At 41.2% G+C, this 17445-nt stretch carries 19 protein-coding genes; all 19 read right to left on the reverse strand.

The annotated features are described in order from the left end of the window. Positions 1-13: 13 nt before the first annotated feature. Positions 14-520 (reverse strand): ORF6N domain-containing protein, encoded by a 507-nt coding sequence (locus tag HZA08_08680; protein ID MBI5193498.1) that lies wholly within the window; start codon positions 518-520, stop codon positions 14-16. Between the two features lie 26 nt (positions 521-546). Continuing rightward, a complete protein-coding gene (locus tag HZA08_08685) occupies positions 547-1227 on the reverse strand; it encodes a CRISPR-associated endonuclease Cas6 (GenBank protein MBI5193499.1) in 681 nt (226 codons plus the stop codon). Then, positions 1221-3530 carry a CRISPR-associated helicase Cas3' gene (gene cas3 / locus HZA08_08690; protein ID MBI5193500.1) on the reverse strand — a complete coding sequence of 770 codons (2310 nt, stop codon included), beginning with the start codon at positions 3528-3530 and terminating at the stop codon, positions 1221-1223. The genes HZA08_08685 and cas3 overlap by 7 nt, the downstream gene beginning before the upstream one ends. Continuing rightward, positions 3517-4245, reverse strand: a complete 729-nt coding sequence (gene cas5b / locus HZA08_08695; GenBank protein ID MBI5193501.1) for a type I-B CRISPR-associated protein Cas5 — start codon at positions 4243-4245, stop codon at positions 3517-3519. The genes cas3 and cas5b overlap by 14 nt, the downstream gene beginning before the upstream one ends. A gap of 6 nt (positions 4246-4251) precedes the next feature. Next, positions 4252-4776: an ORF6N domain-containing protein gene (locus HZA08_08700; GenBank protein ID MBI5193502.1), complete on the reverse strand. Its 525-nt coding sequence runs from the start codon at positions 4774-4776 to the stop codon at positions 4252-4254. Between the two features lie 14 nt (positions 4777-4790). After that, entirely contained in the window at positions 4791-5720 is a 930-nt protein-coding gene (gene cas7b, locus HZA08_08705; protein MBI5193503.1) for a type I-B CRISPR-associated protein Cas7/Csh2, read from the reverse strand. A 17-nt stretch (positions 5721-5737) separates the two neighbouring features. Continuing rightward, positions 5738-7459, reverse strand: coding sequence for a TIGR02556 family CRISPR-associated protein (locus HZA08_08710; protein ID MBI5193504.1), 1722 nt, complete (start codon positions 7457-7459; stop codon positions 5738-5740). Between the two features lie 311 nt (positions 7460-7770). Beyond that, the gene (locus HZA08_08715; GenBank protein MBI5193505.1) at positions 7771-8187 is read right to left on the reverse strand and encodes a hypothetical protein; all 417 of its coding nucleotides are present in this window, start codon (positions 8185-8187) and stop codon (positions 7771-7773) included. 79 nt (positions 8188-8266) lie between these two features. Then, the gene (locus tag HZA08_08720) at positions 8267-9448 is read right to left on the reverse strand and encodes a putative glycoside hydrolase (GenBank protein MBI5193506.1); all 1182 of its coding nucleotides are present in this window, start codon (positions 9446-9448) and stop codon (positions 8267-8269) included. 230 nt (positions 9449-9678) lie between these two features. Next, positions 9679-9981: a 30S ribosomal protein S18 gene (locus tag HZA08_08725; protein ID MBI5193507.1), complete on the reverse strand. Its 303-nt coding sequence runs from the start codon at positions 9979-9981 to the stop codon at positions 9679-9681. 236 nt (positions 9982-10217) lie between these two features. Further along, positions 10218-10652 carry a single-stranded DNA-binding protein gene (locus HZA08_08730; GenBank protein ID MBI5193508.1) on the reverse strand — a complete coding sequence of 145 codons (435 nt, stop codon included), beginning with the start codon at positions 10650-10652 and terminating at the stop codon, positions 10218-10220. An 83-nt stretch (positions 10653-10735) separates the two neighbouring features. Next, positions 10736-11104, reverse strand: a complete 369-nt coding sequence (gene rpsF, locus HZA08_08735) for a 30S ribosomal protein S6 (GenBank protein ID MBI5193509.1) — start codon at positions 11102-11104, stop codon at positions 10736-10738. 74 nt (positions 11105-11178) lie between these two features. Further along, positions 11179-12207 (reverse strand): RnfABCDGE type electron transport complex subunit B, encoded by a 1029-nt coding sequence (locus tag HZA08_08740; GenBank protein MBI5193510.1) that lies wholly within the window; start codon positions 12205-12207, stop codon positions 11179-11181. Positions 12208-12379: 172 nt separating this feature from the next. Beyond that, on the reverse strand, positions 12380-12961 hold the full coding sequence (gene rsxA, locus HZA08_08745; GenBank protein MBI5193511.1) for an electron transport complex subunit RsxA: 582 nt from the start codon (positions 12959-12961) through the stop codon (positions 12380-12382). 3 nt (positions 12962-12964) lie between these two features. Then, entirely contained in the window at positions 12965-13570 is a 606-nt protein-coding gene (locus HZA08_08750) for an electron transport complex subunit E (protein MBI5193512.1), read from the reverse strand. A gap of 79 nt (positions 13571-13649) precedes the next feature. Then, complete coding sequence (locus HZA08_08755; GenBank protein MBI5193513.1) at positions 13650-14234, reverse strand: RnfABCDGE type electron transport complex subunit G; 585 nt, start codon at positions 14232-14234, stop codon at positions 13650-13652. Between the two features lie 24 nt (positions 14235-14258). Then, on the reverse strand, positions 14259-15305 hold the full coding sequence (locus HZA08_08760) for an RnfABCDGE type electron transport complex subunit D (GenBank protein MBI5193514.1): 1047 nt from the start codon (positions 15303-15305) through the stop codon (positions 14259-14261). A gap of 159 nt (positions 15306-15464) precedes the next feature. Continuing rightward, complete coding sequence (gene rsxC / locus HZA08_08765; protein MBI5193515.1) at positions 15465-16778, reverse strand: electron transport complex subunit RsxC; 1314 nt, start codon at positions 16776-16778, stop codon at positions 15465-15467. Between the two features lie 9 nt (positions 16779-16787). Further along, positions 16788-17252, reverse strand: a complete 465-nt coding sequence (nrdR, locus tag HZA08_08770) for a transcriptional repressor NrdR (GenBank protein ID MBI5193516.1) — start codon at positions 17250-17252, stop codon at positions 16788-16790. Positions 17253-17445: the final 193 nt, after the last annotated feature.

The following is a 17445-nucleotide window of genomic DNA, read 5'->3' on the forward strand; positions in this document are numbered from 1 at the left end:
AGGTAATCGGGGCTTAAAATCCTATCCTCTTTTTTTTCTTTTGAGGAGGCTCAATCAATTGCTTTATTGCCTCAAAGACAACCTTGAGCTGATAATCATATTTCTTCTCCATCTCCTCAATTTTTATCCTCAGGTCCTTATGAGTCGCCAGCATTTCTCTGATTTTTGTAAAAGTCCTCATTATCAGGATGTTAACTTCTATCGCCCGCTCACTATTCAGAACACTTGATAGCATAGCTACTCCGTTTTCTGTAAAGGCATACGGTAAATACTTGATATTATGTCCTCTCTTCAAGATCACAAATTGTGATCTTGAAAGTTCAGCGGCTTCTTCCCTGTTCAGTTGAAACATAAAGTCATCGGGAAACCTGTTTATATTTCTCCTAATAGCCTGGTTCAATGTCCTTGTTTCAACCTCATAAAGAGCAGCCAAGTCTTTATCCATCATTACCTTTTTACCTCTTATGATAAGTATCTTACTCTCGATCAGTTGTTGTGGTACGACTTCTGTATTCTGCATACTAATCTCCGTTTTCATAAGTTTATTTATTCCTCAATGCTCTTCACCGTCCCAAATCCCCTCGATACCGACTTCCCGATGCCCCAGTAGTCGGGGATTTCGAAGTTGACGGAGAAGGCGCCAAGGAAGCCGAGCATGGGGGTGCCTTTGAGAGATGTCTGGACTTCTTTGATATTGATGATGTTGGCCTTAATCGGCCCCGGAACTGTATAACTCAGGCTCTTTGACATGGAGATGATATTGCCGATGAGAATCTTCTCCAGTAGTTCCTTCCTCTTGTCCCAGCTTCCAAGTCTTTGATATTTATCATAGTTAGTTTCATTCAGGGCAAGCCAGGGGGTTAGGAAGGAGTAGGGGATTTGTTCTGATGAGATAGAGAAATAAGCTGTATAGCTTTCTAATCCTTTACTCAGTATCTCCTCCCACTTACCATTTAAGTTTATTAATCCCAATTGATCAAAGGTCTTTTTAATTACTTCAATACCCTCTTGAAATCCTAAAAGTAAACATATACCGTTTATTACTTTATATTGAATACAAGGATAACGATATATAAAACTACCATCTGCGTTATGATGATGGACTGACGGGTTATCCCAAAACATATTGCCAAGATAACCCCTTATTTTTTCAGCGTCGGACTTCTTCAAAACAGAATCTAAAGTAAGCCAGAGCCTTAAAATATTTATCTCCACATTAGCTACCATATAGCCACAGACCTATTGTCTTTTGTTTTAAAACCAGTCACTTGATCATAATAGTCTTCTAAAACAGACTGTTTTACATAACCGAGTTCCCCCCATAATGGCGGCATATTTTCAATATGTGCAGGAATGGATATAACGAACCGGTAAAAGTCAGCTTTAATAGAATCAAACTGTTTTTTCCTTTCAAACAACTCAGTTACAGCTTTTAAGTCAAGGTACTGCTGCCAGACTTCCTTTGCATCCTCATCCAGTTCTATAAAGACATCCCTTTTGGGATAGTCTTCTTCAATAAGTTTAAAATCTGATATTGATGTTTTGTCGTCCTCACTGTCGTATCTGAGCTTTGTTATTGATTCTAAAAGCCGCTTAGAATCGTCTTGTGATTTTTTCCTTTCTGTTTCTCTGTAATATTCGCTGTTTAACTGTAGAAGCTCCCGCTCTTTTATTTCTATCCGGCTGCTTAATACTTTTCGTGTTATATCTATCAGGACAGAGTCATAAACATATAAATAATAGGGATGTCCTCGGTCATCCTTTAGCGATACAACATAAACTTCTCCTTTTTGCCTCCCGTTTCTATTGCATCTGCCTGCTGCCTGATTTATGGAGTCCAGAGGAGCTATATCCCGAACAACAACATCAAAGTCTATGTCAACCCCGGCCTCCACAATCTGCGTTGAGACAGCCACTTTATAGTCTCCCTTTTTAATCTTTTCTATTCTTTCAAGACGCTCATTAGGCGTTATATGTGTTGATAGATAAGTGCTTGATATCCCGATATCCTTAACCATGTTATGGAAGTCTCTGGCCGCAGTGATCGTATTGAATATAAATAGATAGCTCCTTCCATCAATCAAATTAAAATGTTCTGACAATTCTTTTATAGTGATGTCCCTTTCCAGCATAGGCTTCATTGAAACCCTATCCAGCGCATTAAAATAGAAATCTTTGTCCGCAAGCCCTTTAATCTCCCCTTTCCCAAATATCAACGGTTCTGTAGCTGTTACAAGAATTATGTACGTATTAAGCATTTCAGAAAGTTGTGTAAGAATATTTTTTAAAAGCAGCCAGTATTTGATAGGAATGGATTGAATCTCATCAAGGATAATTATGGAATTGGCAAGTCTGTGAAATTTCCTGATGCTTTTGTTCCGGTTTGAAATCAATGAATGGAACAACTGAACAAAGGTGGTGATGATTATTTCTGAGTTCCACCCCTCAATGAGTATTTTGGCCTCATCAGGTTCAAATTCATTGTCACCTTTTTTGTAGAAAATCTCTGAAAGATGATGGTGTTTTAATAGGATATTGCTGTAAGATTCAATGCCGTTTGCCTTTATCACAGACTCGAAAACAAGGCTGTTCTGGTCAATGATGCTTAAAAACGGGAGGGCATATATAATACGGTGAGTCAGGCCTGCCTTTTCCCGTAGCTTCAAGGCAAAAGACAATGATGTCAGAGTCTTGCCAAGCCCTGTCGGAAGGTTAATGGAATAAACCTTCTCATCAGTATTTATGCGGCTATGTGCTACCTCCAGATAAGCCTTTTCTCTTAAATAATTAACCGGGGATTCATCAAAGGTACTCTGTGCCTTGTAGTTATCTACAAGACTGCCGGATATAAATTCTCTTCGCTCAAATAATGAAATATCTCTTATGACAACATCGCTTTTGTCTGCATCGAGTAAGAGTGAGTAAAGCAAGTTCAAAGTTATAAAATCAACTGTGCCATTGCTTAGTCCTCGTATGTACTTTTTTATTGATTTTAATTCTTTAGTAAGATTATTAATCCAGTTTTCGATAATATTTTTATTCAAAAGTATTGGAAGGCCTGCATCGTGCAGTATTTCAGAAAGTATAGAAAATTTATTATCGTCTATATTTTTAAGCTGATTCTGCAAAGTTTTTATATCATCATCGGCATACCATGTTACCTCATCTGATATATCTATAAGATTTCCATGATGTCTTCTTACAGTAATAAAGGCAAAAAAGGGGTGAAGTTTATCATCTGTGATTTGTGTTGTGAGATAATAGGCGCTCACTGCTGAGAAAAGGCTGTGTTTTGTCAGGTTGGTTTTGAGTCTTGCCTTCTCATTTTCTTCAGCAACCAAATATTCCTGGAAATAGCCTGTAGCCTTACCAATATCGTGTGAGAGGGCAATTATCTTGCACACCCTGGATAATTGCTCTTGTATGGTCAGTGGTTTTTCAGCAAGAAATAGCTCCGAGAGTTTAGCAACTCCAATGAGATGGTCTTCCAATAACCTTTCTGGATGGGAATAAAGATTAGAAGAAGGCAATGTTTTCTCCGTTTTCAAGTTTGCAATATGTATTTACAGATGCCTTTATAGTCTTCCCATCAGGCTCAAAGATGACATCATCGTATCTTTCAACAACTCTATTCTGATTCATAAAAAGAGGAATCTTCTCTTTGAAATATTTTTTGCCTGTTTCTATCTCAAGGCTATTTGGAATCAGGTTGTCCATAGTTATAGGGGTAGTTAATTCTGCTACCTCTCCGCTGCTGTTCTCTTCGCAATCATAAAGTCCAATATATTTGAAATCAGATAGAAGCTCGCTTAACCCAAGAGAGACTGTATAAACTGACTTGTGCTCAACGATATTCCTATAGAGATTATCAAGAATATCATTATCTTTGTGGCATACATGAATTCTGTAACGGGGGTCTTTAAGAAATTCTGTTCTGATCTGTGTACGTGGTGCAAGATTTTTATCACTCATCGGAATTTTTAAATTTGCCCCTTTCGTTTCTAATAGATTCAGTCCCATCCTTACTTTTTTCACAGGTCTTAATATCTGTAAAGCAATCCGGCACTTATTACTTCCAAACACACTTAAATATTCATTTGTATTCTTATCAGTTCCAATCATAGCCCCTAATATTCCGGCAATTGTCGGCGGGGGTGGGAATGAAAAAGTGAGTGGTGAGGTAGTGGTATAGAACTTTCGGAAATGACCCAAATCTCCCCATATATCAAAAACCAGAACTCTCATTTCATCTCAATCCTTTTTCCCATGTAGAAAACCAATTCGTGTCTTAGGTTTCAGTGAAGGCTCTATTAGTTGCTTTATCGCATCAAATACGATCTTAAACTGATAATCATACTTCTGTTCCATTTCCTCAATCTTCTGCCTTAACTCTTTGTGGGTTGCCAGCATTTCCCTGATTTTTGTAAATGTTCTCATTATCTGTATGTTGACCGTTATCGCCCGTTCACTCTTTAATACGCTTGATAGCATAGCAACGCCGTTTTCAGTGAAGGCATAGGGTCTTTTTCTTAAACCCATTTTTTCTTTGTTGGATATCACAATTTGTGATATCCAATTATCCATCTCTTCTTTTGTTAACTGAAACATAAAGTCTTCAGGAAAACGCTTACCATTTCTTCTAACAGCTTGATTCAATGTTCTTGTTTCCACGTTATAGAGTATTGCCAGATCTCTATCCAGCATAACCTTCTTGCCTCTGATGAAAAGTATTTTATTCTCTATCAGTTGCTGTGGGATAACCTCAGTATCCGGCATCGTAATCTCCTAATTTAGAAAGGAATGTCTTCAACTGTTATACCGTTAAAGGCGTCTCTGATAGCAATATCCTGAGCATCTTTTACAAAAATAACTCTTTCATCTGCTCTGAGTTTTACTTTTTCAATCTTGTCCTTATGTATCTCTATTGCCTTTACAAGTTCTGTGATGTCAATTTTAAGCTCTGAAATATCTCGGATAGATTCAGGGTTATCAATTGCATCATTATTTTTTAACTTCAAAGAAATACGCTTATCTAATTCTCCTATGTAGAAATTTCCTTCTTTATAAATAACCTGAATAAGAAGTCTCGGCATCTGCCCGAATTTAGAGCCTGAGATTAGGTTTTTTGTGCCATTCCATATACCTTCAAGCATTAGGGAAAGATCATCTTCTGTTAATTGAAGACGTTGCTGGCGGGCAGCATTTTCATTGACAATACCGTAAAAAGCAATCAGTGAATACGGCAGAATATACCTCTCAGTAAAAGTACCCTGATTTTTGTCAGCTTTTGAGGGCATTATAGTTGTCCCTTTTACGTAAGTTATATCTACCTTATGTAAGGACCTTCCATACTTAAATTGAATAGGTCCGGTCAACACCATTGTTTTGCCTTCTACGGCTGTTGTGGCTCCAAATAATCTAATATCAATACACTTTTCCAGAACTTCATCAGGGTTATTGCTAAAATCGTTAAGCCTGTCCTCCTTTGTTTTTAATTTGCCGTTCCCATCCTTTATTCCAAGGACAAAAATATCTTTTTTCTGATACTCATAAAGATAATCCCGAATAGTTCTTTTCAGCCGTACATCTGTAACAATATTTATTCCTGTCTCCTCATCTATTCTGGGTTTGTTTTCATCCACAGGGTCTCCGTTAGGGTTGGCGTCCTTAATGTCATACAGAAACAAAATCTCAGAACGATTCTTAACTAATTCTGACATGGGTTATCCCTCCTTATTTAGTTTTTTGGATATACAATATCTGCAATGCTGTCAACCAAATTCATTCCGCAGGCAAAATAGAAATTTATTTCATCAACCGGCATCTTCCAGCCATCACCAGCATCAAGGAGATATTTTGCAGTCTCAGAAGCAGTCAGCCTTTTCCCTTTATCAAAAGCATCATACTCTTCAAGTTTATTCTGAACTTCAGGCAAAAGCGCCTTTATGTCTTTCTCATCCATTTTTAAGCCCTTCAGTTTCTTCATAAAAGGCCTCGCATTTCTTTCAATCCATTGTTTATTCAGGAGCATCTGAGTTAGCGCTCCCATTAGAAAAACTCCCTTCTTTGCAGAGCTTCCAAAGGATTTACCATATTGAGCAAATACACTACTGAATAGACCTTCTTCCATATTTCTCACCTCCTCAAAATTAATCAATCCAAGATATTCAAAAAAGACTGTATTCATTAAGGCATCTTTTATCCTGAAACTAAAATAGCCCTCATTAATAAATTCTTTTCTAACAACTACCATATAAAACCTCAAAAGAAACGAAAAATCAAGCCTACTGCCTTTAAAAACGCTGTCAACTATTTCAAGGAAGTATTTGTTTAGGTCGCTTTGTTTTTTGTTATCATCTGATCTCGAGAAAAATTCTCTTATAGTACCGAAAGTAAACCCCTTGTCAGAACCGTTATTAAAAATGTGGTCGACATTATCTTTAGATTCAAAGATTTTTCTTATCCTTGAGGGGAAAACATCTTCTATTAATAATAGAATCCTTTCAGCACTCTGTTGCCTCTGCAAAAATAAAAAGTTAAGGGTGAGGACATCTTTTTCTTCAGAAAGATATTCAAGAATTTCATCATCATCATTTGTAATTCTATTTTTTATCCGCTCTTTAAGAGCAACTGTTTTTGTAGTATCAGATAAAATATCAAGGACTTCTTCCAGCAACGACTGTCCACCTGTTAAGAGACGAGGAATAAGCAAGTAATTCAAGCCATAGAATTTAAATTTAAGATTGCCTTCAAGGAATTTTCTTCCGTTTTCCAAGAAGGTTCTGCATTCCATGCATACAGGAAAGTTTTTCCATGCATGTGGTTCTTGAAATCCGCCTGTAATGAATCCCGGCTTGTCAATAGTGTAAAACCTGAATACGTCTGTCTTTCCTGATACTTCTTTGTCAGGCATACTGCAAATAGAGCATACTCCTGAGTTAGCAGACCTCTTTCTCTTTTTTTCATCAAAAGTTACAAGACATTTCTTGAAAACCTCATATTCACCCAGATATTTTCCGTCTAATTTTACAGTTAGGAATTTAGACTCCTTCTTTGGAATATCTTTAGCCTTTTGTGCAATATCTGTAATAATTGCTTCCCTTTTTACAGTAAGAACTTCCAAAGCCTTATTTATTAGATACCTGCTGCTATCATCTTTCAGTGTATTTTCATTTATATCATTGCACTGATTTAACCATCCTTCTATTTTTTTATATGTTTTGACTGGCTCGGTGAGTGGACAGAAAGGGGAGGGTACATTACCTTTTGAAGCTCCTTGTTTGAATAAATACCAATTCTTTTTATGCCTTTCAGAGTCAAAGTCTTCAATATCTATAGCACTATATGATGACTTATCAGTATCAAGATTTATTGATAAAATCTTCCCACGTATCTGCTCTTCCACTTCACATGCCTTTTGGATAACCAGCTCACCAATATCTCTTATCGCAGAAAGCATCCTTAATTCCCCCCTATGCCCATGAAACTTCGGCCTATTTCCATAGAGACCCCCAAAGAATCCTCTCACAGCCCTGCCATCGCTTAATTACAACGCACTCTCACAGGTTATCAATCTTTAGGTCTGATGCCAAAACTCTCTTGCAATTGACTTATACTCCATTTAAAAGCCTTCTGCAATTTTAAAGAGCGTAGGTTTTTCATAGACGATATCAGGTGCCAGCATACATAAAGTATTTCAGTAAATCAAGAAGGGGGGAATAATGATCTGATGTAGTAAACTCACGTAAAGGATGGCAGAAGAAGTAATTATTACCCCTTAAGCAGTTCCATCCATGCCTCCGGCGGTTTTTCTCCGAGGTCTTTCAATATATCCGTAAGCACTGATTTTTCTATTGCAGTAAACCATTCCAGATTTTCTTCAGGGAGCGCCCTTTCCAGTCTGCTGCTTGTTACTCGGGATCGCTTGATTGGATAGGTCCAGAATGAGGGGTATCCTGTGTCTGGGTCATAACGTATGCCGTTTATCTGCAGGTAAACAAACTGCATTAATGAATAATCTTTTTCTTTATGTTTTTTAAAAAAACCTATACCGGCAAGGGGGCATTTGTCTTCCAATTCATCCCATTCCGGAAGGTCTGTAAATTTTGCACCCTCGTAAGATGCCTCTCTTTCATTTGTCCAGTAATTAGGATCCCACGATGTAGCCAGCAATAAAATATTCTTCATTTATGATTTCCCCTCCAGTTGAAGACATAATAGCATACTTCAATTTATTTGTGGTAAAAAAGTAAATGCGTTTGTCGGATTATGGCTGAAGGGCTTCTCTTGTATAGTGAACTACGGGATTCCACAGAAGCCATTCGTTTATACCGTGCTCCTGTGCAGCCTTTATCTGTACCTTGACCTGGTCAGGGCCATAATGGGGGTAACCGAGGGTAAAGTCCTGCAGCCAGGGCCTTATCTTGTTTTTCACTACATCAGGCGGCTGTGTCTCATCTTTAGATTTCCTTATGGCATCTCTTAAAGAATCTTTTACAATCTCATACGGGGCAGCATTCGGATTTTTATAACCATAAGAACCTTTATAGTAGTGTGACGGGTATATCATCGGAGATATATAATCTGCCCTGTCTATCAACTGCTTGAAGTTCTGACCTATGCCGACACCATCACTTAGTGTTGTAAGGCCGAACACATCAACTGAAAGTTTGACATTGTATGGGGTTAATCTTTTCTTTGCATGTTCAACAAACTTTGAAATCAGGGCAATAGCCTTTTCTTCGTTATGCCCTTCCGGATAGGCTATATCTCTAAGAATGCCGTCGCTCGGAAACCGGACATAATCAAACTGTATCTCGTCAAACCCGCGCCTCGCCGCATCTTCTGCAAGCCTGAGGTTGTAATCCTGAATCTCCTCCAGATAAGGATTTGTAAAGGCATCTCCTTTATAGTCCCTCCACACCCCGCCGGTCTTTTTGTTTTTAATGGCAAGGTCAGGCCGCTTTTCTGCAAGGTATGTGTCTTTAAACAGGACTATCCGGGCAATCTTGTAAATATTATGTTTTTTGCACTCTTCTATCACAGCATCAAGATTTCTTATCCTTTTTTGAATAGACCCTGAAGATACTGCAAGCGGAATAACAACCTCATAGGCAATCCTGCCGTCTGATTCTTTCAAATCAATGACAATGGTATTCAGTTCAGTCTCGTCAATTAATTTAATTATATTGTTTCGCAGCTTGGAATCGCCTGCTACCCAGCTTGTTACATGGATCCCCTTTACAATCGGTTTTTCTACACGCAGAAAAGGCGGATAAGGCGGTCTCTGTTCAGTTATCGGATTGCCGGTTATCAAACTGTTTGATGAGATAATATTAAGAGGTCTTTTTGAAGAAAAAAATGTGTCTTCATTCGGGAAAAATGAAGACACCCCCAAACCAAATATAACTACAAAGGAAATGCCTGCTGCTGTTAAAACGTGCTTCACAATTAAACTATATCACCTGAGGAGGAAATTACAATTAGCCATAGCTCCCCCTCCCCCTAACCCCCTCCCGTCAAGGGAGGGGGAATATTCTATGCACACTCTCCTGTCAAGGGAGGGAGAATAATATAAGCACCCTCTCCCTGAAGGGGAGGGAATAAACTCAGCACCCTCTCCCTCAGGGAGAGGGTCCGGGTGAGGGTGTTTTTTTTGCAAATGACAAAATTATAGGTTTAACCTCTTTCTGTGAACGGCAATAATGCTATATTTCTTGCGCGCTTTATTGAAACAGTAAGGTCTCTCTGATGTTTTGCACATGTACCGGAAATCCTGCGGGGAATAATCTTTCCTCTGTCAGTCACATAAGTACGCAGTGTCTGTAAATCTTTGTAATCAATTAAGGTCACTTTATCCAGACAGAATCTGCATATCTTCCTGCGGTAGAATGGCCGGAACTCCCTGTCCCCGCCTCTCTCACCGTTTTCACTCCTGTCTCCTCTTTCACCCCTGTCTCTCCTATCGCTTCTCTCTCTCATATTGTTTCCTTTCATGTTTTATTAATGGATATAGCGTCATCTAAAAAACCCCATCCCCACCCTAACCCTCCCCCATATTATATAGACGGGGAGGGAATAAACTCAGCACACTCTCCCTCAGGGAGAGTGTCCGGGTGAGGGTGGGGTTGTGTCACCCTGAGCTTGTCGAAGGGTTTACTTGTCTTATCTCTTGCCTCTACCTTCTACCTTCAGCCTTCAGCCTATTAACCTGTCTTTTAAAACGGTACTTCCTCTTCTACATTTCCACCTGCAGAGCCAAAAGAGTTACCAGAAGAATTAGACATGCCGCTTTCTTCTCCAGAGAATCCCTGAGAGCTTCCCTGTTTCTTGGACATGAATTGCACGCTCTGGGCAACGATCTCTATCTTGCTTCTCTTCTGGCCATCCTCAGTCTCCCAGCGTCTCTGCTGTAGTCTTCCTTCTACAAGGATTGAGTCACCCTTATTAATATATTGTCCGCAATTCTCAGCCGACTTACCAAAGACGACTATGTCCAGGAAGCTTACCTCATCCTTAACCTCATTGTTTATCTTATATCTCCTGTTTACAGCAATAGAGAAATTGGCAACTGCCGTTCCATTGGGGGTGTATCGTATCTCAGGGTCTTTTGTAAGATTTCCCATAAGGATTACTTTGTTGTAGCCGCTCATTTTTCACTTCCTTTCTCTTGAAAATACCCCATAGTTCACCCTCCCCCTACCCTCCTCCCGTCAAGGGAGGGGGAATAAACAGACTACTCTGTCTCTGTTTCAGTCTCTTCTGCTTTAACCGCCTCTGCAGGCTTTGCAGCCGCTTTCTTTTCAAGCACCTCTAACTCATGTTTGCCCAACTGTATTGTCATGAACTTTATGACATTATCATCAAATCGGTAATTCCTCTCAAGCTCATCTACAAGCGTCCCCTTGCCGCGAAAACGGAAGAGTAGATATAACCCTTTCTTCTCTTTATTAACTTCATAGGCAAGTTTTTTCTTACCCCAGTTCTCGGTAGTAAGATATTCTCCGCCCTGTTTTATAATGCCTTCTAATTTGGTTACGGTCTTTGTGACATCATCGTCACTAATGGATGGTTTGACGATAAAAATTGATTCGTACGTATTCATTCTTCAGCTCCTTTTGGGTTAACAGCCCTATTAATAACGAATATAGAGCAAGGAGAAATGGTATGCAGAGTGGTCTAAGCTACTCCTGACATTCCCCTCCCTTTATTTAAACTTGCACTATATCCTCTTGGTGGTTTTCTCATCTCAATTACCTTTGGAGGGCATTTGTCTGCACAAATAGTACATCCAATGCACAACACAGGGTCAACAACATGCAAGGTCTTTGATTCACCTGAAATAGCATCAACCGGACAGACCTTCTTGCAGATCAGACAGCCGATACAATCGTCATGTACATAAGCAACATCTCTGACTGGGATTAAATCAGTAATAACATTTGTCGGACATACAGGTACACACAATCCGCAGTTTGTACACTTATTATAATCTATGCGTGCAAGGAAACTGTCTATTGTAATTGCATCATACGGACAGACCTTCTCGCACTTGTTGCAAGCTATACATCCTACTGTACATACCTTTTTGGTGTCCGACCCTTTATCAAGGGAACGGCAGTATATATGAACATCTTTATTCTCAGGGACAAGCTCTATAAGATTTTTGGGACATGGTGGAATACACAATCCACACCCTGTACATTTTTCATCTATTACCACTGGAAGGCCGTCTTCACTCATGTACATAGCCTGAAAAGGACAAGCCCTGACACAGCTTGCAAGGCCAAGACAACCATGCACACAGCTTTTTGAACCACCCGAAATTAATACGGCTGCATTACAATCCTGTATCCCGTGATATTCGGATTTATCTGTTGCCTCAGACTTTCCGCCAAGACAATAGACCCGTGCAATCATCTTCTCAGGCATCTCAGGTGCAGACATTCCCATAACCGCCGCAACCTTCGCGGCTGTAGATGCCCCGCCCGCTGTACATCCTGAGACAGGCGCTGTACCGCTTGCTACTGCCGTTGCAAATCCCATACACCCGGGATAACCGCATGCCCCGCAGTTTGCATGAGGTAATGCACTGTCTATGTCTGCAATCTTAGGATCAATCTCTACAGCAAACTTCTTCGCTGCAATGCCGAGTCCTACGCTTGCCAATATCCCCATTGCCCCCATTGTGACGACCGCTGCTATCATTAGTCTTTGTCTCCTAATTTCTAATTTCTAACTTCTTGCTTCTGACTTCTTACTTCTGCTTCTTGCTATAACCCCATCCCCACCCTAACCCTCCCCTTGAAGGGGAGGGAATAGTCGGCAACTGCTACCTATTATAATACAGCCTATCTTCTTCCTTCAACACTTTTCTTTTCTACTTCACCAGCCCTGCAAATCCAAGGAAGGCAAGTGACATAAGACCGGCTGTTATAAGCCCGATTGGTGTTCCCTGAAAAATCTTTGGAACCCTGCCGAACGCCATCTGCTCTCTTATACCGGCCATCAGAAGTAACGCTACAGTAAATCCTACTGAGGCCCCTACTGCAAAAAACAGCATAGGAAAGAACTCCATCTCTACCTGAACAACCAGCAATGCAACTGCGAGCACTGCGCAGTTTGTAGTAATTAAAGGGAGATATATCCCGAGTGCATTATACAGTGCAGGGCTTGTCTTACGCACAACCATCTCAACAAACTGCACCAGCGCTGCAATAACAAGAATAAATACAATCGTTCTCAAATAAACAATGTCATAAGGTATTAATATAAACTTGTCTATCAGCCACGAACAAAGGGCCGCAAGCGTAATAACGAAGATAACAGCCATCCCCATTCCAATACTCGTCTCTATCTTTGAAGAGACGCCGAGAAACGGACAGATGCCGAGAAATCTTGCAAGAACGAAATTAGTAACAAATATTGTACTGATTAGTATAAGGATTATCTCAACTACCATATATCACCCCTTTTTCTCTCTTACTTCATCTATCTTATTTCTGATTGCAACGAGCAGGCCAAGCCCGATAAATGCACCCGGAGGGAGTATCATAACTATCATCGGCTGATATTCATAGCCGAACATCGCCCATACCTTTGTAAGAATCGGAATGTCAAACCATGTACCTGCCCCAAGTATTTCTCTAACCGTTCCCAGCAATACAAGGGCGATTGTAAATCCAAGCCCCATACTGAATCCATCCACTGCTGACCGGATCGTATTATATTTTGATGCAAAGGCCTCAGCCCTCGCAAGTATTATACAATTCACAACTATCAGGGGGATAAAAATACCAAGCGCATGATGTAATGCCGGCGTAAATGCCGCCATAGCAAGGTCAGCAACCGTAACAAATGTTGCAATTACAATAATAAATGCAGGTATCCTGACTGCGTCAGGGATAATCTTTCTGAGAAGGGATATTAATATATTTGAAGCTATAAGAACAAAAGTAGTAGCAACACCCATACCGACACCATTCACAACTGAAGTGGAAACTGCAAGCGTTGCACAAGTACCAAGGACAAGCCGAAACAGGGGTATCTCATCCCACAATCCCCTTACCATATCTACATATAAATCTTTACCGCTCAGCCATGGTTCTGAGACAGGCTGGACATCGGTCACTTCAGATGCTGTTGCATTATTATCCACCATTAGAAGACTCCTTTTTATAAATCTCAAGACCTTTTTTTACAGCCTTTACAACAGCCCGCGGAGAAATGGTAGCACCGCTGAACTGGTCTATCTCACCGCCGTCTTTTTTTACAGCAAATCTTGCACCATCTTCAAGCGACCTTCCCTTAAATTTGGCCTTCCATTCTTCCTTTGTAATCCTGCTGCCGAGGCCGGGTGTCTCCTTGTGACTGATTATCTCAATACCGGAAACCTTGCCATCAGTCCCAACCCCCATAAGGATATTTATGTCTCCTGCATAACCATCAGGGGCAACAACCTGTAATGCAGTGCCGACAGGTGCATTATCCTTCTTACCTGTATAGAACTTTACAGTTACATCCTTGCCGTTCTTATTCTTACCAACAACAACATCCCTTGAGTCTTTGACAACATCATTATCAAAAGCCGGTAAAACAGCCTTTAGGCCGTTCATTGTTCTAAGCCGTTCCTGTTCAGCAATAGGCCCTTTGGTAACATCATAAACCTTTGCTAATGAAACAGCCGCTATAAGACATGCTATTGTAAGCACAATTATTAAACGAAACATAATCATTCTCCATGTTCTTACTTCTTACCTCTAACTTCTTACTTCTGCCTTTAAAGCCCCATACCTCACCGGCCTCAGATACTTGTCAATGAGCGGTGTGACTATATTCATAAGCAGAATCGCAAATGATACGCCTTCCGGGTAGCCGCCCCACATCCTAATGATGATAGTGATAAGGCCGCAGCCGAAGCCGAAGAGCAGTTGTCCTTTAAGTGTAACAGGGCATGTTACCATATCAGTTGCCATGAAAAAAGCCCCGATTATAAGACCGCCGGTAAGTACATGAAAAAGCGGATGTGCATATTTTGCAGGGTTAATCATCCAGAATATCCCGCTGAATACAACAACTGTTCCTATCATCGAAACAGGAATATGCCAGCTTATATACTGCTTATAAAGAAGATAGGCCGCCCCTATAAGAAGTGCTATGGCAGACACCTCGCCGACACTCCCGCCGATGTTTCCCCAAAATGCATCCCACAGATTAAGTTCAGACGCCTTTCCAAGCCCCTTACCCAATAGCCTCGCCATTTGTAGTTCACCAAGCGGCGTGGCACCCGTAGAAGCATCTATACCCGAAAACAGTGGAGCGGGTAAAGGCCATCTTGTCATATGAACAGGAAATGCTATCAGCAAAAATACCCTTGCCATAAGTGCAGGGTTGAACGGGTTAAAACCAAGACCGCCATAAAGCTGTTTAACTATTAAAATTGCAAAAAAACTACCGATTACCGAAGCCCACCATGGTAAACCAGGTGGAAGGGTAAGCCCTAAAAGCAGTCCTGTTACTGCTGCACTCCCGTCTCCGACAGTACTACCCTTGCCGCTGAACCTCTGATATAGGGCCTCTGCGACCATTGCAGAACCTGTAGAAACAATCAGCACCTGAAGTGCCTGAAAGCCGAAGAAATACACCCCTGCAAGAGCTGCCGGTATAAGGGACAGCACCACTGACCACATAATACTTTCAATCGAATCAGCCCCCAGTGCATGAGGTGATGACGTCAATAACAGCTTAGGAGATGGTTCTTCTAATTTCCCCTTTTTATCTTCTTTCTCAGCTACGTCTTCTGCCATGTTTTCTCCTGATTTAAACCCATCCCCACCCTAACCCTCCCCTTGAAGGGGAGGGGAATTATTGTAAAATCCCCTCGCAGGGGAGGTATTTCTAATGTCTTACTTCTTATTATCTTGCTTCTGACTTCTTGCCTCTTGCTTCTAACTTCTATCTATCGTTTAACTCTTCTTCGCTTTCCTCATGTCTGCCTTTATATATCTTATCTGATGAACGATTGGTCTTCGGGACGGACAGACATAGGTACAGCACCCACATTCAATGCAATCAAGGATATAATATTTTTCAGCCTCTTTCGGTTGTCCGACCTCTGCAAGTACGCTGTACATATTAGGCAGCAGCCTTATAGGGCAGGCCTGTACACACCTGCCGCATCTAATACATGCACGGAAGTTTTCAAGCCGGATTTCATCCTTTGTCATCACAAGAATACCTGAAGTCCCCTTAACTACAGGGACATTGAGTGAATACTGTGCCAGCCCCATCATCGGGCCGCCGAACAGTATCTTCCCTGTCTCTCCAACAAATCCTCCGCACTCTGTAATAACATGCTCAAGCATTGTCCCTACACGTATCTTAAAATTGCCCGGCCTGCTGATACCTTTACCTGCAACAGTAACAACACGTTCAACCAGCGGGATACCGAAACAGACTGCATTATACACCGCCGCCGCAGTACCCACATTCTGCACCACAACCCCAATATCCATAGGCAGGCCGCCGGAAGGCACCTCTTTTCCAATAACACTCTTGATAAGCGTCTTCTCTGCACCCTGCGGATACTTCTTTTTCAGTTTTGATACCCTGATTCCTGTCCCTGATACTGCCTTATTCATCGCATCAATGGCCGCGGGCTTGTCATCTTCAATACCTATATACCCGTCTTTCACACCCATTATATGCATCAGTATCTTCATCCCCTCAACCGTTTCTTTGGACATCTCTACCATAGTCCTGTCATCAGCACTCAGATTCGGCTCACACTCTGCACCGTTTAAGATTATTGTAGTTATCCTTTTTTCCTTTGGGGGATTCAGTTTTACATGCGTAGGGAATGTAGCACCTCCCATTCCAACTATACCTGCACTCAGGATGGCATCTCTTAATTCCTTTGGGTCTGCTTTGAGGTAATCACTGAAACCCTTTAGACCTTCTATTGGTTCATCTTTACCATCAGACTCTATTACAATTGAGTTGGACTGATTGCCTGATGGATGAGGGAAACGCCCAACCGCTATCACCTTGCCTGAGATTGATGAGTGCACAGGAGATGAAACTAATCCCTTTGCCTCACCTATCTTCTGGTATTTCTTTACAGACTCACCTATCTTCACCAAAGGTTCGCATGGAGCGCCTATATGCTGTGACAAAGGAATAACCACCTTATCAGGCGGCCTCATAACCGCTATGGATATAGATGTTGTTTTACTCTTCTCATCCCTTGGATGAATGCCTTCACCGGCTATAGTATGCATGATATATCCCTATTTTTTATTCCGTTCTTTTAACAAGTCCTTCAGCTCGTCCATGAACTCATTTATTCCTTTGAACTCCCTGTATACTGAGGCAAAACGCACATAAGCGACCTCATCAAGCGCCTGAAGTTCCCTCATGACCTCTGCCCCTACCATTGAACTCGGAACCTCTTTCTCACCGCTCTCCTGCACCTTTTTTTCTATCCTTGAGGCAACCTCCTCAAGTGTATCTATGCCTATCGGCCTTTTTTCACACGCCTTCTTCAAGCCGTGCAGTATCTTATTCCTGTCAAACAACTCCCTCCTGCCGTCTTTTTTTACAACCACAGGAAGCACATCTTCTATATGCTCATAAGTAGTAAACCTTCTCCTGCACTTCAGACATTCCCTCCGCCGGCGTATTGCATCACCATCCTTACCTTCCCTTGAATCAACAACCTTATCCTCAAGATGCCCGCAAAAAGGACACTTCATAAAATTACTCCTAATCAAAAATACAAATCAAATTATAAATATATGCTGTCTCTTCATCCGAAAATAACCCCATCCCCACCCTACCCCTCCCCTTGAAGGGGAGGGAATCAACATAGCCCCCTCTCCCTCAGGGAGAGGGTTAGGGTGAGGGTGGGGTTTTCATTGCCCTTTGTGAGCCCTCGGCTCATGACAG

Source organism: Nitrospirota bacterium, from assembly GCA_016212215.1.
In the GTDB taxonomy this organism is placed as follows: domain Bacteria; phylum Nitrospirota; class 9FT-COMBO-42-15; order HDB-SIOI813; family HDB-SIOI813; genus JACRGV01.